This window comes from Luteimonas vadosa (assembly GCF_039543545.1).
In the GTDB taxonomy this organism is placed as follows: domain Bacteria; phylum Pseudomonadota; class Gammaproteobacteria; order Xanthomonadales; family Xanthomonadaceae; genus Luteimonas; species Luteimonas vadosa.
This window is the reverse complement of record NZ_BAABJY010000002.1, coordinates 1,250,611-1,270,272: the sequence shown is the minus strand read 5'-3', so window position 1 is coordinate 1,270,272 and position 19,662 is coordinate 1,250,611. Positions and strand designations below refer to the sequence as shown.

Here is a 19,662-nt window from a genome sequence, read left to right as displayed (position 1 = left end):
GCGACAACGTGAAGATGAAGGTGAGCCTGATCAACCCGGTGGCGATGGACGAGGGCCTGCGCTTCGCGATCCGCGAGGGCGGCCGCACGGTCGGCGCCGGCGTGGTGTCCAAGATCACCAAGTAAGGGATTTCCGGCTGCCCAAGGGCTTCCGGGCAACCCTGCCGTTTGGCCACCCACAGGGTGGCCCGCGCCAGGAGCGTCAATAGCGGGTTCCGGGCAATCAGCGCTTGCGCTGACCCGGCCGGCCCGGCTAGAATGTGCGGCTCACCGCGGTCGACCCTTCCGGGACGGCCGCGAAACGCGAAATGAGGGGCAGGATGCACCTCGTCTTCGCCAGACAGGGAAATGTCGCGCGGCAGCGCCCCGTCCGTTCCGAAAGATAGTTCGGGACACATCGACGGGGCCTTTCGGCGCGTTTGCAGTTTCCGTCTGGGCGGGCCGGGTGACCGGCCTGCCGCGTTTCTGGAAGGGACGGATCCAGGTACAGCGTCATTTGCAGGGAAACTACCGGGGTGGAGCTCTTTCCCCGGCAAGTCATTGATTACACGGGGTTTCGTGCACCCAGCCACGAAGCCTGTCGCTCTTTCAACGAAGGAATCTCCGTCATGGCGGACCAAAAGATCCGGATCCGGCTGAAAGCGTTCGATCACAGGCTGATCGACCGTTCGGCCAGCGAGATCGTCGAAACGGCCAAGCGGACCGGCGCGCAGGTGCGCGGCCCGATCCCGCTGCCGACCAAGATCGAACGCTACACAATCCTCGTCTCGCCGCACGTCGACAAGGACGCGCGCGACCAGTACGAGACCCGCACGCACAAGCGCGTGCTCGACATCGTCGACCCCAACGACAAGACCGTGGACGCGCTGATGAAGCTCGAGCTCGCGGCTGGCGTCGACGTCCAGATCAAACTGACCTGAGGACCGGATCATGACCGCGAAGAAATATTCGTTGGGCATCGTCGGTCGCAAGGCCGGGATGAGCCGGGTGTTCACCGAAGATGGCCAGTCCATCCCGGTGACCCTGATCGAGGCGACCCCCAACCGCATCACCCAGATCAAGACCCCCGAGACCGATGGCTACAGCGCCGTGCAGGTCACCGTCGGGACCCGTCGCGCCTCGCTGGTCAACAAGCCCGAGGCCGGACACTTGGCTAAGGCCAAGGTCGAGGCGGGCCGCGGCCTGTGGGAGCTGCGCGTGGCCGACGACAAGATCGGCGACTTCGAGATCGGCGGCGAGATCAAGGCCGACATCTTCGAGGCCGGCCAGATCGTCGACGTCCAGGGCGTGACCAAGGGCAAGGGCTTCCAGGGCACGATCAAGCGCTGGAACTTCAAGATGGGCGACGCGACGCACGGCAACTCCTTGTCGCATCGCTCGCCTGGCTCGATCGGCCAGCGGCAGACGCCGGGCCGCGTGTTCCCGGGCAAGAAGATGTCCGGGCACATGGGTGCGGTGCGCCAGAGCACGCAGAACCTCGAAGTGGTCCGGGTCGACGCCGAGCGCGGCTTGATCGCGGTCAAGGGCGCGGTGCCGGGTGCGCCGGGCGGCGACGTGATCGTCCGTCCGACGAGCAAGGCATAAGGGAGAGACGACGATGGAACTCGCCATCACCAGCAAAGACGGCAAGGCCGGCAAGGACACGATCTCCGTGTCGGATGCCGTGTTCGGCCGCGAATTCAGCCGCGACCTCGTGCACCAGGTCGTCGTGGCCTATCGCAACGCGGGCCGCGCCGGCACCAAGGCGCAGAAGACGCGCTCGGAAGTCAACGGCACCACCAAGAAGTCGAAGAAGCAGAAGGGCGGCGGCGCCCGCCACGGTGCGCTCACCGCGCCGATCTTCGTCGGCGGTGGCGTCACCTTCGCGGCCAAGCCGCGCAGCTTCGAGCAGAAGATCAACCGCAAGATGTACCGCGCGGCGATGTCGGCGATCCTGTCCGAGCTCAACCGCCAGGGGCGCCTGAAGGTCGTCGATGCGTTCGATGTCGACCAGACCAAGACCAGCGCGTTGGCCGGCAAGCTCAAGGATTTCGACCTGGGCAAGCGCCCGTTGATCGTCACCGAAGAGGCCTCCGAGCACCTGTACCTGTCGGCGCGCAACCTGCCCTACGTTGAGGTGCGCGACGTCCAGGGCCTGGACCCGGTGTCCCTGGTCGGCGCCGACAGCGTCCTGGTCACCACCGACGCGATGAAGAAGATCGAGGAGTGGCTGGCATGAGCACCGAAATGAACAGCGCCAAGCTCTACAGCGTGATCCGTGCACCGCGCGTCTCGGAGAAGACCGCGCGCCTGCAGGAGCTCTCCAACCAGTACGCCTTCGAAGTCGCCAGGTCGGCCACCAAGGCCGACATCAAGACCGCCGTCGAGAAGATCTTCGACGTCAAGGTCGAGACGGTGAACGTGGTGAACGTGAAGGGCAAGAACAAGGCCTTCCGCAATCGCCAGGGCAGTCGCGGCGACTGGCGCAAGGCCTACGTGAAGCTGGCCGATGGCCAGACGATCGACGTCATGAACGCCAAGGCCTGACGGGGTTTCGACTTGTCGGAACTCCAATAAAAGGACCCATCCCATGCCATTGATGAAATTCAAGCCAACCTCCGCAGGCCGCCGTTCGGCGGTCCGCGTGGTCACGCCGGACCTGCACAAGGGTGCGCCGCATGCGCCGCTGCTCGAGCCCCAGAGCAGGACGGGCGGCCGCAACCACCACGGCCGGATCACCACGCGCCACATCGGTGGCGGCCACAAGCAGCACTACCGCATCATCGACTTCAAGCGCGACAAGGAAGGCATCCCGGCGCGCGTGGAGCGGATCGAATACGACCCCAACCGCACCGCGCACATCGCGCTGCTGGTCTACATCGACGGCGAGCGCCGCTACATCATCGCGCCCAAGGGCCTGAAGGCCGGCGACCAGGTGATCGCGGGAACCGATGCGCCGATCAAGACCGGCAACACCCTGCCGCTGCGCAACATCCCGGTCGGATCGACGGTGCACTGCATCGAGATGAAGCCGGGCAAGGGCGCGCAGATCGCGCGCGCCGCCGGCGCCGGCGTGCAGCTGGTCGCGCGCGAGGGCGTCTACTCGACGCTGCGCCTGCGCTCCGGCGAGATGCGCCGCGTGCCGTCGGAGTGCCGCGCCACCATCGGCGAGGTCGGCAACGTCGAGCACAGCCTGGAGAAGCTCGGCAAGGCCGGTGCCAAGCGCTGGCGCGGCATCAAGCCGACCGTCCGCGGCGCGGCCATGAACCCGGTCGACCATCCGCACGGCGGTGGCGAAGCGAAGGCCGGCCAGGGCAACCCGCATCCGGTGACCCCGTGGGGCGTGCCGACCAAGGGCTACAAGACCCGCAAGAACAAGCGGACGCAGCAATTCATCGTGCGCGATCGCAGGAGATAACCGAGCATGGCACGTTCACTGAAGAAGGGTCCCTTCGTCGACCACCACCTGATCAAGAAGGTGGAAGCGGCGGGCAACACCAAGCGGCCGATCAAGACCTGGTCGCGTCGCTCGATGATCCTGCCCGAGATGGTGGGTTACACGATCGCCGTGCACAACGGCCGCAACCACGTCCCAGTGCTGGTCAACGAGAACATGGTCGGCCACAAGCTGGGCGAGTTCGCGCTGACCCGCACGTTCAAGGGCCATGGCGGCGACAAGAAGGCTGGCAGGTAAGGAGATGACGACCATGAACAACGACAATGGCGCCAGGGCCGTGCTGCGCACCGCCCGCATCTCGCCGCAGAAGGCCCGTCTGGTCGCGGACCAGGTCCGCGGGCTGAGCGCGGAGCGCGCCGTGAACCTGCTGAAGTTCTCGGACAAGAAGGCCGCGCACATGATCCGCAAGGTCGTGGAGTCGGCGATCGCGAACGCCGAGAACAACCAGGGCGCGGACGTCGACGAGCTGAAGGTCAAGACGATCATGGTCGACGAAGGTCCGACCCTGAAGCGTTTCATGGCGCGGGCCAAGGGCCGCGGCACCAGGATTCTTAAGCGTACGAGCCACATCACCGTGGTCGTGGGCGAGGGCAAATAAGTTATGGGCCATAAAGTTCACCCGACTGGCATCCGTCTCGGCATCTCCAAGGACTGGAACTCGAAGTGGTACGCCGGCAAGAAGGATTACGCCGACTACCTCGTCGCCGACCTGCGCGTCCGCGAGATGCTGCGCAAGAAGCTGGCCTCGGCCGGGATCAGCAAGATCCTGATCGAGCGCCCGGCCAAGACCGCGCGCGTCACGATCCACACCGCCCGCCCGGGCGTGGTGATCGGCAAGCGTGGCGAGGATATCGACAAGCTGCGCAAGGAAGTCTCCGACCTGATGGGCGTCCCCGCGCACATCAACGTCACCGAGGTCCGCAAGCCCGAGCTCGACGCGCAGCTGGTTGCCGAAAGCATCGCGCAGCAGCTCGAGCGCCGCATCATGTTCCGCCGTGCGATGAAGCGCGCCGTCGGAAACGCGATGCGCCTGGGTGCGCTGGGCATCAAGGTCAACGTGGCCGGCCGCCTCAACGGCGCGGAAATCGCGCGGTCGGAGTGGTACCGCGAAGGCAGGGTGCCGCTGCACACGCTCCGCGCCGACGTGGACTACGGCTTCGCCGAAGCCAAGACGACCTACGGGATCATCGGCATCAAGACCTGGGTGTACAAGGGCGAGATCTTCGATTTCTCGCAGGTCGGCCAGGAGAAGAAGGACGACGCGCCACGTGGCGGCGACCGCGGTGACCGCGAGCGCCCGCGCGGGCCGCGACGCGACCGCAACGAGGCGAGGGACTGAGTCATGTTGCAACCCAAGCGAACCAAGTACCGAAAGATGCACAAGGGCCGCAACGACGGCCTGGCGTGGAGCGGCAACACCGTGAGTTTCGGCGAGTACGGCCTGAAGGCCACGCAGACCGGGCAGATCACCGCGCGCCAGATCGAGGCGGCCCGCCGCTCGATCAGCCGCTACGTCAAGCGCGGCGGCAAGATGTGGATCCGCGTGTTCCCCGACAAGCCGATCACCAAGAAGCCGATCGAAGTCCGCATGGGCTCCGGCAAGGGCAACGTCGAGTTCTGGGTCGCGCAGATCCAGCCGGGCCGCATGATCTACGAGATCGAGGGCGTGGACGAGGCGACCGCGCGCGAGGCCTTCCGCCTTGCCGCCGCCAAGCTCTCGGTGACCACTACTTTCGTGACCCGGACGGTGCGCTGATGGAACTCAAACAACTCCGCGAGAAGTCGGCCGAAGAGCTGCAGGCGCACCTGGTCGAGCTGCACAAGGAAACATTTTCCCTGCGCATGCAGAAAGCGACCGGGCAGCTTGCCAAGTCCCATGACATCCGCCGGGTGCGCCGCGAGATCGCGCGCGTCAACACCCTGCTGGGTGCGAAGTAAGGAATGGTCGACATGAACGACAACACAGACAAGAAGCTGCGCACGGTCGAAGGCCGCGTCGTCAGCAACAAGATGGACAAGACCGTCACCGTGCTCGTCGAGCGCCAGGTCAAGCACGCGCTGTACGGCAAGTACATCCGCCGCTCGACCAAGCTCCACGCACACGACGCCGAGAACGCCTGCAACGAAGGCGACCAGGTGCGCGTGGTCGAGTGCGCGCCGATGTCCAAGACCAAGAACTGGCGCGTGGCCGAGATCGTCGCCCGCGCGGCCGAATAAGAGGAGGCTGAACCCATGATCCAGATGCAGAGCCACCTCGACGTCGCCGACAACTCGGGTGCCAAGGAAGTCATGTGCATCAAGGTGCTCGGCGGCTCCAAGCGCCGCTACGCCCACATCGGCGACATCATCAAGGTGTCGATCAAGGATGCGATCCCGCGCGGCAAGGTCAAGAAGGGCGAGGTCTACGACGCGGTCGTGGTCCGCACCCGCAAGGGCGTGCGCCGCAACGACGGCTCGCTGATCCGTTTCGACGGAAACGCCGCGGTCCTGCTCAACACCAAGCACGAGCCGATCGGCACGCGCATCTTCGGGCCAGTGACCCGGGAGCTGCGTTCCGAGAAGTTCATGAAGATCGTCTCGCTCGCGCCCGAAGTGCTTTGAGCGAAGGAGAGTTCAATGAATCGCATCAAGAAGGGTGACCAGGTGATCGTCACCGCCGGCAAGGACAAGGGCAAGCAGGGCGAGGTCGTGCGCGTCGTCGGCGACAAGGTCGTGGTGTCCAACATCAACATCGTCAAGCGCCACACCAAGCCGAACCCCCAGGCCAACCAGCCTGGCGGCGTGATCGAGCGCGAGGCGCCGATCCATGCGTCCAACGTGATGCTGTTCAACCCTGCCTCCGGCAAGGGCGAGCGCGTCGGAACCAAGGTGCTCGAGGATGGACGGCGGTTGCGCGTGTTCCGCTCGAGTGGAGAGGCCATCTAATCAGGCAGAGTGACGCCTGAGGAAGCAGACATGAGCAGACTTGAAAATTTCTACAAGGAAGAAGTGGTGCCGAAGCTGATGAAGCAGTTCGGCTACACCAATCCGATGCAGGTGCCGCGGGTGACCAAGATCACGCTGAACATGGGCGTGGGCGAGGCCGCGACGAACAAGAAGATCCTGGAGAACGCGGTCGACGACATGGCGAAGATTTCCGGCCAGAAGCCGCAAATCACCAAGTCGCGCGTTTCCGTGGCCTCGTTCAAGATCCGCGATGGCTGGCCGATCGGCTGCAAGGTGACCTTGCGCCGGGCGAAGATGTACGAGTTCCTGGATCGCCTCATCAACGTCTCACTGCCGCGCGTGCGCGACTTCCGCGGCGTCTCGGCGCGATCCTTCGACGGCCGCGGCAACTACAACATGGGCGTCAAGGAGCAGATCATCTTCCCGGAGATCGACTACGACCAGGTCGACGCCGTGCGCGGCATGGACATCGCCATCACCACCAACGCGAAGACCAACGAGGAAGCCAAGGCACTGCTCGAAGCCTTCCGCTTTCCGTTCCGCTGATCACGAGGACACTAGAACCATGGCCAAGACATCGATGGTGAACCGCGAGATCAAGCGGGCCAAGCTGGTGAAGAAGCACGCCGACAAGCGCGCCGCGCTGAAGAAGATCATCACCAGCGCCGAATCCAGCTACGACGAGAAGATGGATGCCGCGGTCAAGCTGCAGAAGCTGCCGCGCGACTCCTCGGCGTCGCGCATGACCACGCGTTGCGCCCTGACCGGCCGTCCGCGCGCGGTGTACAAGAAGTTCGGCCTGGGCCGCAACAAGCTGCGCGAAGCGACCATGCGCGGCGACGTCCCGGGCCTGCGCAAGGCGAGCTGGTAGCGCCTTCCCACTCCACCGGGGACCTGCCGCCGAAGGCCGGGCCCCGACCCCAAGATTTTCGCGCAAGCGGATATCGGTGCACTCAGAGGTGACATTCAATGAGCATGACTGATCCAATCGCCGACATGCTGGTCCGCATCAGGAATGCGGCCGCGGTCGGCAAGCCGACGGTGAAGATGCCGTCCTCCAAGACCAAGGTGGCGATCGCCAAGGTGCTGCAGGACGAGGGCTACATCCTCGGCTCGCACGTGACCGAGAACGGCGCCAAGGCCGAGCTCGAGATCGAGCTGAAGTACCACGAGGGCCGACCGGTCATCGAGCGGCTGAAGCGCGTTTCGCGCTCCGGGTTGCGCCATTACCGCGGCAAGGACGAACTTCCCAGGGTCCTCAACGGCCTGGGCATCGCCATCATTTCCACCTCGAAGGGCATCATGACCGACTCGCAGGCGCGCCATCAGGGCGTCGGCGGCGAAGTCCTGTGCTTCGTGGCCTGAGGGAGGAGCAGACATGTCCCGAGTTGCCAAGAAGCCCATCGCCCTGCCCAAGGGCGTGGACCTGAACATCCAGCCGACCAATGTCAGCGTCAAGGGCCCGAAGGGCACCCTGTCGATCGACAAGCCGGAAGGCATCGAAGTCCGCATCGAAGACGGCACCGCGCTGCTTTCGGCCAACGACGACACCCTGATCCCGCTGACAGGCACGTTGCGCGCCATCATCGCCAACATGGTCCACGGCGTGACCGAGGGCTTCGAGCGCAAGCTCGAGCTGGTCGGCGTCGGCTATCGCGCCGCGATGCAGGGCAAGGACCTGAATCTGTCGCTGGGCTTTTCGCACCCGGTGCTGTTCAAGGTGCCCGAAGGCATCACCGTCAGCACCCCGACCCAGACCGAAGTCCTGGTCAGCGGGGCCGACAAGCAGCGCGTCGGCGAAGTCGCCGCAAAGATCCGGGGCTTCCGCCCACCCGAGCCCTACAAGGGCAAGGGCGTGAAGTACGCCGGTGAGAACATCATTCGCAAGGAAGCCAAGAAGGCGTAATCCCTCGGGATTGCAGCGCTTTCAGCTTTCGAGGACAAGAGCATGAAGAAGAAAATCGCCCGTCTCCGCCGCGCCAAGTCCACACGCTCGCGCATCCGCGACCTCGGCATGCCGAGGCTGTCGGTGCTGCGCACCGGCCAGCACGTGTACGCCCAGCTGTTCAGCGCCGACGGTTCCAAGGTCCTGGCCGCCGCCAGCACCACACAGTCCGACGTGCGCGAGGGCCTGAAGAGCGGCAAGAACACCGAAGCCGCGATCAAGGTCGGCCGCGTCATCGCCGAGAAGGCCAAGGCGGCCGGCATCGACAAGATCGCCTTCGACCGCTCCGGCTATCGCTACCACGGTCGCATCAAGGCCCTGGCCGATGCCGCGCGCGAGGGTGGCCTGGAGTTCTGATTCGTCGCCTCGCTTGCCCCGTCAGGGGCGAGCCTGGCCCCGCGAAGCCGGCAGCGCCGGACTCGCGCCCCGCCCCGAGCACGGTGTGCTTGAGTCGGGGACGGCACATCCCCGTGCCATTGCTTGAATGCTGCGGGCTCGCCCCAATGCATTGCCCGATCCGCCGATGCGGTTTGCATCGGACGCCCTCCGCCTTGTGCGCGGTCCGGCGGTCCACCGCAGTCAGACCACAACAACAAGCGGCAGCCAGCCGTACATCCTTCAACGAAACCTGAGGCAATCGAGATGGCAGACGACAGAGGACCCCGCGGGCGCAACCGCGAAGAGATCGACGACGGCATGGTCGAGAAGCTGATCGCGGTCAACCGCGTCAGCAAGACCGTCAAGGGCGGTCGCCAGTTCACCTTCACCGCGCTGTCGGTGGTGGGCGATGGCAACGGCAAGGTCGGCTTCGGCTACGGCAAGGCGCGCGAAGTGCCGGTCGCGATCCAGAAGTCGATGGAGTACGCGCGCCGCGACATGCGCAGCGTCGAACTTAACAATGGCACCTTGTGGCACGTGGTCAAGTCGCGCCATGGGGCGGCCAACGTGTTCATGCAGCCCGCGTCCGAGGGCACCGGCGTGATTGCAGGCGGCGCGATGCGCGCCGTGCTCGAAGCCGTCGGCGTCAAGGACGTGCTGGCCAAGGCGGTCGGCTCGCGCAATCCCATCAACCTGGTCCGCGCCACGGTCAAGGGCCTGGAGGCGATGCACTCGCCTGCCAGCATCGCCTCCAAGCGCGGCAAGAAGGTCGAGGACATCCATCATGGCTAAGAAGGAAGTCAAGGAAGGCGGCACCGTCAAGGTGCGCCTGGTCAAGGGCCTGCGTGGTTCGCAGGCGCGCCACCGGTTGTCGGTGCGTGCGCTCGGATTGAGCAAGCTCAACGACGTCCGTGAACTGAAGGACAGCCCGCAGGTGCGCGGCCTGATCAACACGGTCCATTACCTGGTCCGGGTCGAGGAGTAATCGAATGAAGCTCAACACACTCAAGCCTGCGGATGGCGCGAGGCAGGATCGCAAGCGCGTCGGACGCGGCATCGGATCGGGCCTGGGCAAGACCGCGGGCCGCGGCCACAAGGGTTCGTTCGCGCGCTCCGGCAAGGGCAAGATCAAGGCCGGCTTCGAAGGCGGCCAGATGCCGCTGCGCAAGCGCCTGCCGAAGGTCGGTTTCCGATCCAAGCTCAAGGACGATACCGCCGAAGTCATGCTGTACCAGCTCGAGAAGCTCGACGGCGAAGTCAGCTTCGCCACGCTGCGTGAAGCCAAGCTCGTACCGAGCAAGGCCAAGCGCGCGAAGATCGTGAAGAAGGGCGAAATCAGCAAGAAGCTGGTGCTCAAGGGCCTGTTGGCCACGGCCGGCGCCCGTGCCGCGATCGAAGCGGCCGGCGGCAAGGTCGAGTCCGACGAGGCAGGGGAGTAAGCCAGGCATGGCGCGTAGCGGACAGGCCATGGGCGGGATCGGTGCAGGGCTCGGCAAGTTCACCGAGTTGAGGCAGCGGCTGCTGTTCGTGCTCGGTGCCTTGCTGGTCTACCGCTTCGGCAGCTTCATCCCGGTCCCCGGGGTGAACCCGGAAGCCATGCTGCAGCTGATGGAGCAGCAGGAAGGCACGATCGTGGACATGTTCAACATGTTCTCCGGCGGTGCCTTGTCGCGCTTCAGCCTGTTCGCGCTCAACGTCATCCCGTACATCTCCGCCTCGATCATCATCCAGCTGCTGGTGCAGATCGTGCCCAGCCTGAAGGCGATCCAGAAGGAAGGCGAATCGGGGCGCCGCCGCGTCACGCAGTGGTCCCGCATCGGTGCGATCCCGCTGGCCATCTTCCAGGCCGCCGGAATCGCGGTGGCGCTGCAGAGTTCCGGCGCCAACAACGGCATCCCGGTGGTCTATGCACCCGGGGTCGGCTTCGTCCTCACGGCCGTGGTGGCACTGACCGCGGGCACGATGTTCCTGGTATGGCTGGGCGAACAGGTGACCGAGCGCGGCGTTGGCAACGGTGTGTCGCTAATCATCTTCGCCGGCATCGTCGCGGGCCTGCCGGGCGCCGTGATCAGCACCCTGGAGGCGGCGCGCAACGGCGACATGAGCACGATCTCGGTGATCCTGATCGGGGTCATCGTGCTCGCCTTCACCTATTTCGTGGTGTTCGTCGAGCGTGGGCAACGGCGCATCACGGTCAACTACGCGCGGCGGCAGGGTGGCCGTAGTGCGTACATGAACCAAAGCTCTTTCCTGCCGCTCAAGCTCAACATGGCCGGCGTGATCCCCGCGATCTTCGCGTCCTCGATCATCATGTTCCCGGCCACCGCCTCGACGTGGTTCGCGCAGGCCGGCTCCGCGAACTGGCTACAGCGCCTGAGCCAGGCCCTTTCTCCCGGCGAGCCGCTTTACCTCATCCTGTACGCGTCGTTGATCGCCGGGTTCGCGTTCTTCTACACCGCGCTGGTCTTCAACTCGCAGGAGACCGCGGACAACCTGAAGAAATCCGGTGCCCTGATCCCGGGCATCCGTCCGGGCAAGGCCACGGCCGATTACGTCGACGGCGTGCTGACGCGGCTGACTGCCGCGGGTGCCGCCTACCTGGTGCTCGTCTGCCTGTTGCCGGAGTTCATGCGCACCGAGCTGAATGCCTCGTTCTACTTCGGTGGCACCTCGCTGCTGATCGTCGTCGTGGTGGTGATGGACTTCATCGCCCAGATCCAGTCGCACCTAATGTCCCACCAGTACGAGAGCCTGTTGAAGAAGGCCAACCTGAAGGGCGGGACGCGGGCACGGTAGTCCGGAGCGACCGGCAGGTGCATGCACGAACCTGGCCAGGCTGTCCGCAGCGTGCGGCGCCGGGCAGGGAGGAAGCGATCCATCGGGTACGAAGGCGTTGATCTCGTACCCGGCAACCCGGCAGGAGCGCCGGGCCGGGCAGGGAGAAGCCCGCATCGGCGGCCATGGAAGGGGCCGCGAAATCAAGAGCCGACCCCGTGGCTGGAAGCGGAGGCGGCAAATGGGCGACTCGCGCAGCGGTCTCGTGCGCGGGTGGGTCCCCGCCAGTCCCGACGCCAGAGTAGCGCCGGGCGGCCGAACCCCGGATTTCCGGGCGTCCGGCCTGCGGGGCCCCGTCGCCGGAGCATGGGCACACTCCCCATGCCGGGTCCAGGGTCGCCAAGGCGGCCAAGGGCTTCCTGTCAACCCGAGACCCTGTTAGAATTTCCAGTTCACTTGATCAAAGTGCCCCGTGCCGGACGCTGTCCGGCCGCAACCAGTTTGGAGATCCGCGCATGGCGCGTATTGCAGGTGTGAACCTGCCTGCCCAGAAGCACGTCTGGGTCGGGCTACAAAGCATCTACGGCATCGGCCGTACCCGTTCGAAGCAGGTCTGCGAGTCGGCCGGCGTCGATTCCTCGACGAAGATCCGCGACCTGTCGGAGCCGGAAGTCGAGGCGCTGCGCGCCGAGGTCGGCAAGTTCGCCGTCGAAGGCGACCTCCGCCGCGAAGTCGGCATGGCCATCAAGCGCCTGATGGACCTGGCCTGCTACCGCGGCCTGCGCCATCGCCGCGGCCTGCCGCTGCGCGGCCAGCGCACGCGCACCAACGCCCGTACCCGCAAGGGTCCGCGCAAAGCCATCAGGAAGTAAGGAACAGTCATGGCCAAGCCGGCAGCCGCCAAACCGAAGAAGAAGATCAAGCGCGTCATTACCGATGGCATCGCGCACGTCCACGCTTCGTTCAACAACACGATCATCACCATCACCGACCGCCAGGGCAATGCGCTCTCGTGGGCGACTTCCGGTGGCGCGGGCTTCCGCGGCTCGCGCAAGTCGACCCCGTTCGCGGCCCAGGTCGCCGCCGAGAAGGCCGGCAAGGCCGCGCTCGACTACGGCGTGAAGTCGCTGGAAGTGCGCATCAAGGGCCCGGGCCCCGGGCGCGAATCGGCCGTTCGTTCGCTCAACAACGTCGGCTACAAGATCACCAACATCATCGACGTGACGCCGATTCCGCACAACGGTTGTCGCCCCCCCAAAAAGCGTCGCGTCTGAGGAGCTGAGAAGAGATGGCTCGTTATATCGGTCCCACCTGCAAGCTCGCCCGCCGCGAAGGCGCAGACCTGTCGCTCAAGAGCCCGACGCGGGCGCTTGATTCCAAGTGCAAGCTCGAGCAGAAACCCGGCCAGCACGGCGCCGGCACCGGCGCTCGCCGCAGCAAGCTGTCGGACTACGCGGTCCAGCTGCGCGAGAAGCAGAAGGTCAAGCGCATCTACGGCCTCCTCGAGCGCCAGTTCCGCAATTACTACAAGAAGGCCTCGACCAAGAAGGGCAACACCGGCGAGAACCTGCTCCAGCTCCTCGAGACGCGGCTGGACAACGTCGTCTACCGCATGGGCTTCGCGGTCACCCGCCCGGCCGCGCGCCAGCTGGTGTCGCACCGTGGCGTGACCGTCAACGGACAGCGCGTCAACCTGCCGTCCTACCAGGTCAAGGCCGGCGATGCGATCGCATTGTCCGAGAAGGCGCAAAAGCAGCTTCGTGTCTCCGAGGCGCTGAACGTCTCCTCGACCATGGACCTCTCCCCCTCGTGGGTGGAAGTCGACGCCAAGCAGTTCAGCGGCGTTTTCAAGACGGTCCCGGAACGCGCCGACCTGCCCACTGACATCAACGAAGCACTGATCGTCGAGTTGTATTCCAAGTGATGATTCGGCGGGCCCAGACGGCCTGCCGCTTCGGATGCATGAGGCATACCCCCACAACCCTGGCCGGCTCGTGATCGAATCGGCCGCCCCCTGACCCAAGGGGGCTCCAAAAGCTCAAACCGCCCCGATCCGTTCGCGGCGGTATTTGCAGGAGAAGCTTCACAATGACGGTTACCGCCAACCAAGTGCTGCGTCCGCGCGGCCCCCAGATCGAACGCCTCGCGGGCAATCGCGCCAAGGTCGTGATCGAGCCGCTCGAGCGCGGCTACGGCCATACCCTCGGCAACGCCTTGCGCCGGGTGCTGCTGTCGTCGATCCCGGGCTATGCGATCACCGAGGTCGAGATCGATGGCGTGCTGCACGAGTACAGCACCATCGAGGGCCTGCAGGAAGATGTGCTGGAAGTGTTGCTCAACCTCAAGGACGTCGCCATCCGCATGGGGACCGGGGACAGCTCGACGCTGACCCTCGACAAGTCCGGCCCGGGCGTTGTCACGGCCGCCGACATCAAGACCGACCACAACGTCGAGATCCTCAACGGCGAGCATGTGATCTGCCACCTGACCAAGGAGGCTTCGATCAGCATGCGCCTGAAGATCGAGCGCGGTTTCGGCTACCAGCCCGCCGCCGCCCGACGCCACCCCGACGAGGAAACGCATGCCATCGGCCGGCTGATGCTGGACGCTTCGTTCTCGCCGGTTCGCCGCGTGGCCTATGAAGTCGACGCTGCGCGCGTCGAGCAGCGCACCGACCTGGACAAGCTGGTGCTCGACATCGAGACCAACGGCACAATCGATGCCGAGGAAGCCGTGCGCACCGCCGCCGACATCCTCACCGACCAGCTCAGCGTGTTCGGCGACTTCACCCATCGCGATCGCGGTGCGTCCAAGCCCGCAGCCGCCGGCGTCGACCCGGTGCTGCTGCGTCCGATCGACGACCTCGAACTGACCGTGCGCTCGGCCAACTGCCTCAAGGCGGAGAGCATCTACTACATCGGCGACCTGATCCAGAAGACCGAGGTCGAGCTGCTCAAGACGCCGAACCTGGGCAAGAAGTCGCTCACCGAGATCAAGGAAGTGCTGGCCCAGCGCGGCCTTGCCCTCGGCATGAAGCTGGAGAACTGGCCGCCGGCCGGGGTTTCCTCGCACGGAATGCTCGGATAAGAACCCGTGTAGGCGCGGCGGTCCGCCGCGAGCGGCTGGGACCAGCCGAACCTACGCGAAGCAAGAAGGCGCAAAGCGCCAACCAACGAGGATGTAGTCATGCGCCACCAGAAATCAGGACGCAAATTCAGCCGCACCAGCGCCCACCGCGCCGCCATGTTCAGCAACATGGCCGCGTCGCTGTTCAAGCACGGGCTGATCAAGACCACGCTGCCCAAGGCCAAGGAATTGCGCCGGGTCGCCGAGCCGCTGATCACCATGTCCAAGCGTGACGGCGTCGCCAACCGCCGCCTTGCCTTCTCGCGCCTGCGCGACAAGGAGGCGGTGGGCAAGCTGTTCGTCGAGCTGGGTCCGCGTTACCGCGAGCGACCGGGTGGCTACCTGCGCATCCTCAAGTGCGGTTTCCGCGACGGCGACAATGCGCCAATGGCATACGTCGAGCTTGTCGACCGTCCGGAAGCGGCGGCGGAGTAACCCAGCCAACCCTGTCAGCCAAGACCCCGGCCCCGTGCCGGGGTTTTGCTATGGTAGCCGCCGGTTGCCCGGCGAAGCACACACCGGGTCCGGAACCCAGGTCCAACGATGACGATCAACCCGCTGCAATGGACGTTCCGCGAGCAATGCCTGGCCGGCTTTCTGGCCTGCGCCGGCTTGCTCGGCTTCGCGGTCTACACCCAGTTGCAGATGGGCCTGGAGCCGTGCCCGTTGTGCATCTTCCAGCGACTCGCCTTCGCCGCGCTCGCGGTCGTGTTCCTGGTCGCGGGATTGCATGCGCCGCGGGGAGCGACGGGCCGTCGGCTCTACGGAATTCTCGCGTTCGTTGCGGCCGCCGTCGGCATGGGAATCGCGGGCCGCCACGTGTGGCTGCAGCTCAATCCTCCGCCGATCCCGGGTTGCGGGCCGCCGCTGGAGTTCATGCGCGAAACCATGTCGACGACAAACGTCATCCGTCGCGTGCTGACCGGCAGCGGCGATTGCGGCAACATCGACTGGACGTTCCTGGGCCTGTCGATGCCTGCCTGGAGCCTCATCTGGTTCGTGGTGCTTGGCGGACTCGCGCTGCACGCCGGATTCCGCGGCCGCCGGACGAGCTGAACCCTTTTCATTGCGGCGGGCAGTCATCCGGCCGATGATGGGTGCTCGCGACACGAGCCAACAAACGACCATGCACAAGCACGACGCCTCCCCGCGACGAGTGTCCCTGCCGACCGACTGGCGGCCGGACAGCTGGCGCGCGCGCAAGGCGCTGCAGTTGCCGGTCTATCCGGATGCCGATGCGCTTGCGGGCGTGCAGCATGAGCTTCAGGCGCTCCCTCCGCTGGTGACGTCCTGGGAAATCCTGGCACTCAAGCAGCAGCTGGCCGAGGCCCAGGAGGGCCAGCGCTTCGTGTTGCAGGGCGGCGATTGCGCCGAGAGCTTCAGCGACTGCAGCTCGGAACTGATCTCGAACCGGCTCAAGGTCCTGCTGCAAATGAGCCTGGTGCTGGTGCATGGCATGCGTCTGCCGGTCGTGCGCGTCGGGCGCTTCGCTGGCCAGTACGCCAAGCCTCGCTCCGCAGACACCGAAACGCGCGATGGCTGCACGCTGCCGAGTTACCGCGGCGACATGGTCAACGGCCCCGAGTTCACCCCCGAAGCCCGGATCCCCGATCCGCGCCGCATGGTCAAGGCGCATGCACGCTCCGCGATGACCATGAACTTCGTCCGCTCTTTGATCGATGGCGGATTCGCCGACCTCCACCACCCCGAGTACTGGGACCTGGGCTGGGTCACGCACTCGCCGCTGGCTGACGAATACCACCGCATGGTCGCGGGCATCGGCGACGCGGTCCGGTTCATGGAGACGCTCTCCGGCTCCGAGGTGCACAACCTCAACCGGGTCGATTTCTACACGGCGCACGAAGCGCTTCTGCTTCCTTACGAAGAGGCGCTGACGCGCCAGGTTCCGCGGCAATGGGGCTGGTTCAACCTGAGCACCCATTTCCCGTGGATCGGCATGCGCACGGCGGCGCCGGAGGGCGCGCATGCGGAGTATTTCCGCGGCATCCGCAATCCCGTCGCGGTCAAGATCGGTCCTTCCGCCAAGCCGGACGAGGTGCTCCGGCTGGTCGACATGCTGAATCCGGACGATGAACCCGGTCGGATGACGCTGGTCCATCGCATGGGTGCCGCGCACGTGTCCGGGGCACTGCCGCCGCTGCTGGACGCGATCAGGCGCGAGGGCCGGCGCGTGCTGTGGATATGCGACCCCATGCACGGCAACACCGAGTCGACCAGCAACGGCTACAAGACCCGGCGCTTCGACAACATCCGCAGCGAGATCGAGCAGGCGTTCGAGCTGCACGCGGCGGCAGGCACCCGGCTGGGTGGCGTGCACCTGGAACTGACGGGCGAAGACGTCACCGAATGCACCGGCGGCGCGCGCGAATTGACCGACACCGACCTGGAGCGCGCCTACAGGTCCACGGTCGATCCGCGGCTGAACTACGAGCAGGCGCTGGAGATCGCGATGTCGATCGTGCGCAAGCAGGCACAGCTGGCGGCGCCGGCGGCGACCTGAGAAGGCCGTCAGTCGCTGCACCTGGCGATGTCGCACGCCAGGTTGCAGGTCACGATCGCGTTGCTCGACGGCACTGCGGAAGACAGGCATCTGGGTGCGCCGCGACAGCGTGTGCTTCGAACGGCAGGTCGATCCAGACCGCGCTGCAGCCAAGCCAGGACGGCCAGGCCCTGGCGCGCCAATCGCCCCAGGCTCCGACTAGATGCGGCAGGCCATGGGCGACGAAGAAGACGGCGGCAGCCCTGTGGATCGAGCCGGGATTGATCGCATCCAGCGACCAGGCGAGCCCAGCGGGGCCGCGGTTCGAACTGGAAACGCTCGATCAGTGCCTGCATGCATCGCTGCCGCGCCAACGGTCAGATCGATTCCACGTCGCTGGCGGCGATGCTCGCCAATGCGCCCTTGATCGCCACTATGGCTATGAAATGCAGGCCGCGGTGCGCGTGTGCAGCCGGCGCACTGCGGATGCGTGGTGCCTGCGGGGCCTGGAACTAGCCGCCCGGACCTTCCGCCCGAGGTGCCGACGGATGGATCAGGCCGCGCGGGAGGCGCGCTTGCGATCGCTCTCCGTCAGGAACTTCTTGCGCAGGCGGATTTCCTTTGGCGTCACCTCGACCAGTTCATCGTCCTCGATGAAATCCAGCGCCTGTTCCAGCGTGTACTTGATCGCCGGCGTCAGCTTGATCGCGTCGTCCTTGCCCGAGGCGCGCACGTTGGTCAGCGGCTTGGGCTTGATCACGTTGACCGTGAGGTCGTTGTCCTTGGAGTGGATGCCGACCAGCTGGCCCTCGTAGACGTTGTCGCCTTCGGCGGCGAACAGCTTGCCGCGATCCTCCAGCGGCCCGAGCGAATAGGCGGGCGTGGTGCCGGCGGCGTTGGCGATCATGACGCCATTGGATCGCTTGGCGATCGCGCCGGTTTCCTTCGGGCCGTAATGGTCGAAGACGTGGAACAGGAGCCCGGAGCCCTGGGTCAGCGTGCGGAATTCGTTCTGGAATCCGATTAGGCCCCGCGCCGGGATCATGTAGTCCAGGCGCACGCGCCCCTTGCCGTCGGACTCCATGTTCTGCAGCTGGGCCTTGCGGGTGCCGAGCTTCTCCATGACGCCGCCCTGGTGCTGGTCCTCGACGTCGACCACCAGCTGTTCGATCGGCTCCATCAGCTGGCCGTCGATCTCCTTGATGATGACCTCGGGGCGCGACACCGCCAGTTCGAAGCCTTCACGGCGCATGGTCTCGATCAGCACCGACAGGTGGAGTTCGCCACGACCCGAGACCAGGAACTTGTCCGGGTCGGAGCCTTCCTCCACCTTCAGCGCGACGTTGTGCAGGACCTCGCGTTCCAGCCGCTCGCGCAGCTGGCGACTGGTGATGAACTTGCCGCCGCTGTGTTCCTTGCTGCCGGCGAACGGCGAGTTGTTGACCTGGAAGGTCATGCTGATCGTGGGCTCGTCCACCGTCAGGGCGGGCAGCGCCTCGGGCGTGTCGAGCGCGCAGATGGTGTCCGAGATGCTGAGATCCGATACGCCGGAAATTGCGACGATGTCCCCCGCCACGGCTTCTTCCACCTCGATCCGCTCCAGCCCGAGGAAGCCCAGCACCTGCAACACTTTGCCCTGACGCTTCTTGCCCTCCCGGTCGACGACGCTGACCGGCATGTTGGTGCGGACCTTGCCGCGCTGGATGCGGCCCACGCCGATCAAGCCGACGAAGTTGCTGTAGTCGAGTTGGCTGACGCGCATCTGGAAGGCGCCGTCGCGGTCCACGTCCGGCGGCGACACGTGCTTCATGATCGCTTCGTAGAGCGGGGTCATGTCGCCCTCGCGGGCGCTGTCGTCCAGGCTGGCGTATCCGTGCAGCGCAGATGCGTAGACGATCGGGAAATCGAGTTGCTCGTTGGTGGCGCCGAGCTTGTCGAACAGGTCGAACACCTGGTCGATGACCCAGTCCGGTCGGGCGCCCGGGCGGTCGATCTTGTTGACGACGACGATCGGCTTGAAGCCCATCGCGAACGCCTTCTGGGTGACGAAGCGCGTCTGCGGCATGGGGCCGTCCATGGCATCGACCAGGATCAGCACGGAATCGACCATCGACAGCACGCGCTCGACCTCTCCGCCGAAGTCGGCGTGGCCGGGGGTGTCGACGATGTTGATGCGGTTGCCCTGCCAATTGATGGCCGTGTTCTTAGACAGGATGGTGATGCCGCGTTCCTTTTCCTGGTCGTTGCTGTCCATCACCCGTTCGGCGATGACCGCGCGATCGCTGAACGTGCCCGATTGCTTCAGCAGGCAGTCGACCAGGGTGGTCTTGCCGTGGTCGACGTGGGCGACGATGGCGATGTTGCGGAGGTGTTCGATGGACATGGGATTGGACATGCGGAAGGGCGCCGTGGAGCCGCGCAGGCAGGGTAGGGAAGGGAGCCGGGTATTATAGTCGGTCGGCGGCCCCGGAACCCGGACAAACCGCCAGGACCTGAACCGTGACCCCGGCCGCGCAACGGTCCGAAGGAGGACGCCGGATCTGCCCGGTCCACCACC

Annotated in this window: 32 protein-coding genes; 30 read left to right on the top strand and 2 right to left on the bottom strand. The window is 65.6% G+C overall.

Annotation, left to right across the window (positions count from 1 at the left end):
* The 30 genes from ABD970_RS11780 to ABD970_RS11635 all read left to right on the top strand — a co-directional run.
* On the top strand, positions 1-125 hold a 125-nt coding region (locus ABD970_RS11780), incomplete at its 5' end, for an EF-Tu C-terminal domain-related protein (RefSeq protein ID WP_486346772.1).
* Positions 126-607: 482 nt separating this feature from the next.
* Positions 608-919 (top strand): 30S ribosomal protein S10, encoded by a 312-nt coding sequence (gene rpsJ, locus ABD970_RS11775; RefSeq protein ID WP_010341589.1) that lies wholly within the window; start codon positions 608-610, stop codon positions 917-919.
* Between the two features lie 10 nt (positions 920-929).
* Positions 930-1,583, top strand: coding sequence for a 50S ribosomal protein L3 (gene rplC / locus ABD970_RS11770; protein WP_345295653.1), 654 nt, complete (start codon positions 930-932; stop codon positions 1,581-1,583).
* A 13-nt stretch (positions 1,584-1,596) separates the two neighbouring features.
* Positions 1,597-2,217 (top strand): 50S ribosomal protein L4, encoded by a 621-nt coding sequence (rplD, locus tag ABD970_RS11765; protein WP_345295652.1) that lies wholly within the window; start codon positions 1,597-1,599, stop codon positions 2,215-2,217.
* A gap of 8 nt (positions 2,218-2,225) precedes the next feature.
* Entirely contained in the window at positions 2,226-2,525 is a 300-nt protein-coding gene (rplW, locus tag ABD970_RS11760; RefSeq protein WP_345295727.1) for a 50S ribosomal protein L23, read from the top strand.
* A 43-nt stretch (positions 2,526-2,568) separates the two neighbouring features.
* Complete coding sequence (gene rplB, locus ABD970_RS11755) at positions 2,569-3,396, top strand: 50S ribosomal protein L2 (protein ID WP_345295651.1); 828 nt, start codon at positions 2,569-2,571, stop codon at positions 3,394-3,396.
* Positions 3,397-3,402: 6 nt separating this feature from the next.
* On the top strand, positions 3,403-3,672 hold the full coding sequence (rpsS, locus tag ABD970_RS11750; protein ID WP_345295650.1) for a 30S ribosomal protein S19: 270 nt from the start codon (positions 3,403-3,405) through the stop codon (positions 3,670-3,672).
* A gap of 13 nt (positions 3,673-3,685) precedes the next feature.
* Positions 3,686-4,033 carry a 50S ribosomal protein L22 gene (gene rplV / locus ABD970_RS11745; RefSeq protein ID WP_345295649.1) on the top strand — a complete coding sequence of 116 codons (348 nt, stop codon included), beginning with the start codon at positions 3,686-3,688 and terminating at the stop codon, positions 4,031-4,033.
* A 3-nt stretch (positions 4,034-4,036) separates the two neighbouring features.
* Positions 4,037-4,774 (top strand): 30S ribosomal protein S3, encoded by a 738-nt coding sequence (rpsC, locus tag ABD970_RS11740; RefSeq protein ID WP_345295648.1) that lies wholly within the window; start codon positions 4,037-4,039, stop codon positions 4,772-4,774.
* 3 nt (positions 4,775-4,777) lie between these two features.
* Positions 4,778-5,191, top strand: coding sequence for a 50S ribosomal protein L16 (gene rplP, locus ABD970_RS11735; RefSeq protein WP_345295647.1), 414 nt, complete (start codon positions 4,778-4,780; stop codon positions 5,189-5,191).
* Entirely contained in the window at positions 5,191-5,373 is a 183-nt protein-coding gene (gene rpmC, locus ABD970_RS11730; RefSeq protein WP_345295646.1) for a 50S ribosomal protein L29, read from the top strand. Before rplP ends, rpmC begins: the two co-directional genes overlap by 1 nt.
* Positions 5,374-5,385: 12 nt before the next feature.
* Positions 5,386-5,652: a 30S ribosomal protein S17 gene (gene rpsQ, locus ABD970_RS11725; protein ID WP_345295645.1), complete on the top strand. Its 267-nt coding sequence runs from the start codon at positions 5,386-5,388 to the stop codon at positions 5,650-5,652.
* A 15-nt stretch (positions 5,653-5,667) separates the two neighbouring features.
* Positions 5,668-6,036: a 50S ribosomal protein L14 gene (gene rplN / locus ABD970_RS11720; protein ID WP_345295644.1), complete on the top strand. Its 369-nt coding sequence runs from the start codon at positions 5,668-5,670 to the stop codon at positions 6,034-6,036.
* 15 nt (positions 6,037-6,051) lie between these two features.
* A complete protein-coding gene (gene rplX / locus ABD970_RS11715; protein WP_345295643.1) occupies positions 6,052-6,360 on the top strand; it encodes a 50S ribosomal protein L24 in 309 nt (102 codons plus the stop codon).
* Positions 6,361-6,390: 30 nt separating this feature from the next.
* On the top strand, positions 6,391-6,927 hold the full coding sequence (rplE, locus tag ABD970_RS11710) for a 50S ribosomal protein L5 (protein ID WP_345295642.1): 537 nt from the start codon (positions 6,391-6,393) through the stop codon (positions 6,925-6,927).
* A gap of 19 nt (positions 6,928-6,946) precedes the next feature.
* Positions 6,947-7,252, top strand: coding sequence for a 30S ribosomal protein S14 (rpsN, locus tag ABD970_RS11705; RefSeq protein WP_345295641.1), 306 nt, complete (start codon positions 6,947-6,949; stop codon positions 7,250-7,252).
* Positions 7,253-7,350: 98 nt separating this feature from the next.
* Complete coding sequence (gene rpsH / locus ABD970_RS11700; protein ID WP_345295640.1) at positions 7,351-7,746, top strand: 30S ribosomal protein S8; 396 nt, start codon at positions 7,351-7,353, stop codon at positions 7,744-7,746.
* Between the two features lie 13 nt (positions 7,747-7,759).
* Positions 7,760-8,287: a 50S ribosomal protein L6 gene (gene rplF / locus ABD970_RS11695; RefSeq protein WP_345295639.1), complete on the top strand. Its 528-nt coding sequence runs from the start codon at positions 7,760-7,762 to the stop codon at positions 8,285-8,287.
* Positions 8,288-8,329: 42 nt separating this feature from the next.
* Positions 8,330-8,683 (top strand): 50S ribosomal protein L18, encoded by a 354-nt coding sequence (gene rplR / locus ABD970_RS11690; protein ID WP_345295638.1) that lies wholly within the window; start codon positions 8,330-8,332, stop codon positions 8,681-8,683.
* A gap of 285 nt (positions 8,684-8,968) precedes the next feature.
* Positions 8,969-9,496, top strand: a complete 528-nt coding sequence (gene rpsE / locus ABD970_RS11685; RefSeq protein WP_345295637.1) for a 30S ribosomal protein S5 — start codon at positions 8,969-8,971, stop codon at positions 9,494-9,496.
* Complete coding sequence (rpmD, locus tag ABD970_RS11680) at positions 9,489-9,689, top strand: 50S ribosomal protein L30 (RefSeq protein WP_345295636.1); 201 nt, start codon at positions 9,489-9,491, stop codon at positions 9,687-9,689. Before rpsE ends, rpmD begins: the two co-directional genes overlap by 8 nt.
* Positions 9,690-9,693: 4 nt before the next feature.
* Positions 9,694-10,143, top strand: coding sequence for a 50S ribosomal protein L15 (gene rplO / locus ABD970_RS11675; protein ID WP_345295635.1), 450 nt, complete (start codon positions 9,694-9,696; stop codon positions 10,141-10,143).
* Positions 10,144-10,150: 7 nt separating this feature from the next.
* Complete coding sequence (gene secY, locus ABD970_RS11670) at positions 10,151-11,500, top strand: preprotein translocase subunit SecY (RefSeq protein WP_345295634.1); 1,350 nt, start codon at positions 10,151-10,153, stop codon at positions 11,498-11,500.
* A gap of 494 nt (positions 11,501-11,994) precedes the next feature.
* Positions 11,995-12,351: a 30S ribosomal protein S13 gene (gene rpsM, locus ABD970_RS11665; RefSeq protein ID WP_345295633.1), complete on the top strand. Its 357-nt coding sequence runs from the start codon at positions 11,995-11,997 to the stop codon at positions 12,349-12,351.
* A 9-nt stretch (positions 12,352-12,360) separates the two neighbouring features.
* Entirely contained in the window at positions 12,361-12,753 is a 393-nt protein-coding gene (rpsK, locus tag ABD970_RS11660; RefSeq protein WP_345295632.1) for a 30S ribosomal protein S11, read from the top strand.
* A gap of 14 nt (positions 12,754-12,767) precedes the next feature.
* Entirely contained in the window at positions 12,768-13,403 is a 636-nt protein-coding gene (gene rpsD / locus ABD970_RS11655) for a 30S ribosomal protein S4 (protein WP_345295631.1), read from the top strand.
* Positions 13,404-13,567: 164 nt separating this feature from the next.
* Positions 13,568-14,566: a DNA-directed RNA polymerase subunit alpha gene (locus tag ABD970_RS11650; protein ID WP_345295630.1), complete on the top strand. Its 999-nt coding sequence runs from the start codon at positions 13,568-13,570 to the stop codon at positions 14,564-14,566.
* 99 nt (positions 14,567-14,665) lie between these two features.
* Entirely contained in the window at positions 14,666-15,040 is a 375-nt protein-coding gene (gene rplQ / locus ABD970_RS11645; RefSeq protein ID WP_345295629.1) for a 50S ribosomal protein L17, read from the top strand.
* Between the two features lie 114 nt (positions 15,041-15,154).
* The gene (locus ABD970_RS11640; protein WP_345295726.1) at positions 15,155-15,661 is read left to right on the top strand and encodes a disulfide bond formation protein B; all 507 of its coding nucleotides are present in this window, start codon (positions 15,155-15,157) and stop codon (positions 15,659-15,661) included.
* 70 nt (positions 15,662-15,731) lie between these two features.
* Positions 15,732-17,126, top strand: coding sequence for a class II 3-deoxy-7-phosphoheptulonate synthase (locus tag ABD970_RS11635; protein WP_345295628.1), 1,395 nt, complete (start codon positions 15,732-15,734; stop codon positions 17,124-17,126).
* 49 nt (positions 17,127-17,175) lie between these two features.
* Here the strand turns inward: ABD970_RS11635 and ABD970_RS12490 are convergent, their stop codons facing one another.
* Together ABD970_RS12490 and typA are read right to left on the bottom strand one after the other, a co-directional pair.
* Positions 17,176-17,391 (bottom strand): DUF2127 domain-containing protein, encoded by a 216-nt coding sequence (locus ABD970_RS12490; protein ID WP_425563104.1) that lies wholly within the window; start codon positions 17,389-17,391, stop codon positions 17,176-17,178.
* 267 nt (positions 17,392-17,658) lie between these two features.
* A complete protein-coding gene (typA, locus tag ABD970_RS11630) occupies positions 17,659-19,488 on the bottom strand; it encodes a translational GTPase TypA (RefSeq protein ID WP_345295627.1) in 1,830 nt (609 codons plus the stop codon).
* Positions 19,489-19,662: the final 174 nt, after the last annotated feature.

Excerpts from the sequence above, each read along its gene's own strand:
- rplR (WP_345295638.1), top strand. The coding sequence starts at position 8,330 with ATGAAGAAGAAAATCGCCCGTCTCCGCCGCGCCAAGTCCACACGCTCG.
- rplW (WP_345295727.1), top strand. The coding sequence starts at position 2,226 with ATGAACAGCGCCAAGCTCTACAGCGTGATCCGTGCACCGCGCGTCTCG.
- rplN (WP_345295644.1), top strand. The coding sequence starts at position 5,668 with ATGATCCAGATGCAGAGCCACCTCGACGTCGCCGACAACTCGGGTGCC.
- rplD (WP_345295652.1), top strand. The coding sequence starts at position 1,597 with ATGGAACTCGCCATCACCAGCAAAGACGGCAAGGCCGGCAAGGACACG.
- rpmD (WP_345295636.1), top strand. The coding sequence starts at position 9,489 with ATGGCTAAGAAGGAAGTCAAGGAAGGCGGCACCGTCAAGGTGCGCCTG.
- rpsK (WP_345295632.1), top strand. The coding sequence starts at position 12,361 with ATGGCCAAGCCGGCAGCCGCCAAACCGAAGAAGAAGATCAAGCGCGTC.
- rplC (WP_345295653.1), top strand. The coding sequence starts at position 930 with ATGACCGCGAAGAAATATTCGTTGGGCATCGTCGGTCGCAAGGCCGGG.
- rpsC (WP_345295648.1), top strand. The coding sequence starts at position 4,037 with ATGGGCCATAAAGTTCACCCGACTGGCATCCGTCTCGGCATCTCCAAG.
- ABD970_RS11635 (WP_345295628.1), top strand. The coding sequence starts at position 15,732 with ATGCACAAGCACGACGCCTCCCCGCGACGAGTGTCCCTGCCGACCGAC.
- rpsS (WP_345295650.1), top strand. The coding sequence starts at position 3,403 with ATGGCACGTTCACTGAAGAAGGGTCCCTTCGTCGACCACCACCTGATC.
- rplV (WP_345295649.1), top strand. The coding sequence starts at position 3,686 with ATGAACAACGACAATGGCGCCAGGGCCGTGCTGCGCACCGCCCGCATC.
- secY (WP_345295634.1), top strand. The coding sequence starts at position 10,151 with ATGGCGCGTAGCGGACAGGCCATGGGCGGGATCGGTGCAGGGCTCGGC.
- rpsJ (WP_010341589.1), top strand. The coding sequence starts at position 608 with ATGGCGGACCAAAAGATCCGGATCCGGCTGAAAGCGTTCGATCACAGG.
- rpsH (WP_345295640.1), top strand. The coding sequence starts at position 7,351 with ATGAGCATGACTGATCCAATCGCCGACATGCTGGTCCGCATCAGGAAT.
- rplQ (WP_345295629.1), top strand. The coding sequence starts at position 14,666 with ATGCGCCACCAGAAATCAGGACGCAAATTCAGCCGCACCAGCGCCCAC.
- rpsN (WP_345295641.1), top strand. The coding sequence starts at position 6,947 with ATGGCCAAGACATCGATGGTGAACCGCGAGATCAAGCGGGCCAAGCTG.
- rpsE (WP_345295637.1), top strand. The coding sequence starts at position 8,969 with ATGGCAGACGACAGAGGACCCCGCGGGCGCAACCGCGAAGAGATCGAC.
- typA (WP_345295627.1), bottom strand. The coding sequence starts at position 19,488 with ATGTCCATCGAACACCTCCGCAACATCGCCATCGTCGCCCACGTCGAC.
- rplF (WP_345295639.1), top strand. The coding sequence starts at position 7,760 with ATGTCCCGAGTTGCCAAGAAGCCCATCGCCCTGCCCAAGGGCGTGGAC.
- ABD970_RS11650 (WP_345295630.1), top strand. The coding sequence starts at position 13,568 with ATGACGGTTACCGCCAACCAAGTGCTGCGTCCGCGCGGCCCCCAGATC.
- rpsD (WP_345295631.1), top strand. The coding sequence starts at position 12,768 with ATGGCTCGTTATATCGGTCCCACCTGCAAGCTCGCCCGCCGCGAAGGC.
- rpsM (WP_345295633.1), top strand. The coding sequence starts at position 11,995 with ATGGCGCGTATTGCAGGTGTGAACCTGCCTGCCCAGAAGCACGTCTGG.
- rplX (WP_345295643.1), top strand. The coding sequence starts at position 6,052 with ATGAATCGCATCAAGAAGGGTGACCAGGTGATCGTCACCGCCGGCAAG.
- rplP (WP_345295647.1), top strand. The coding sequence starts at position 4,778 with ATGTTGCAACCCAAGCGAACCAAGTACCGAAAGATGCACAAGGGCCGC.
- rplO (WP_345295635.1), top strand. The coding sequence starts at position 9,694 with ATGAAGCTCAACACACTCAAGCCTGCGGATGGCGCGAGGCAGGATCGC.
- rpmC (WP_345295646.1), top strand. The coding sequence starts at position 5,191 with ATGGAACTCAAACAACTCCGCGAGAAGTCGGCCGAAGAGCTGCAGGCG.
- rpsQ (WP_345295645.1), top strand. The coding sequence starts at position 5,386 with ATGAACGACAACACAGACAAGAAGCTGCGCACGGTCGAAGGCCGCGTC.
- rplB (WP_345295651.1), top strand. The coding sequence starts at position 2,569 with ATGCCATTGATGAAATTCAAGCCAACCTCCGCAGGCCGCCGTTCGGCG.
- rplE (WP_345295642.1), top strand. The coding sequence starts at position 6,391 with ATGAGCAGACTTGAAAATTTCTACAAGGAAGAAGTGGTGCCGAAGCTG.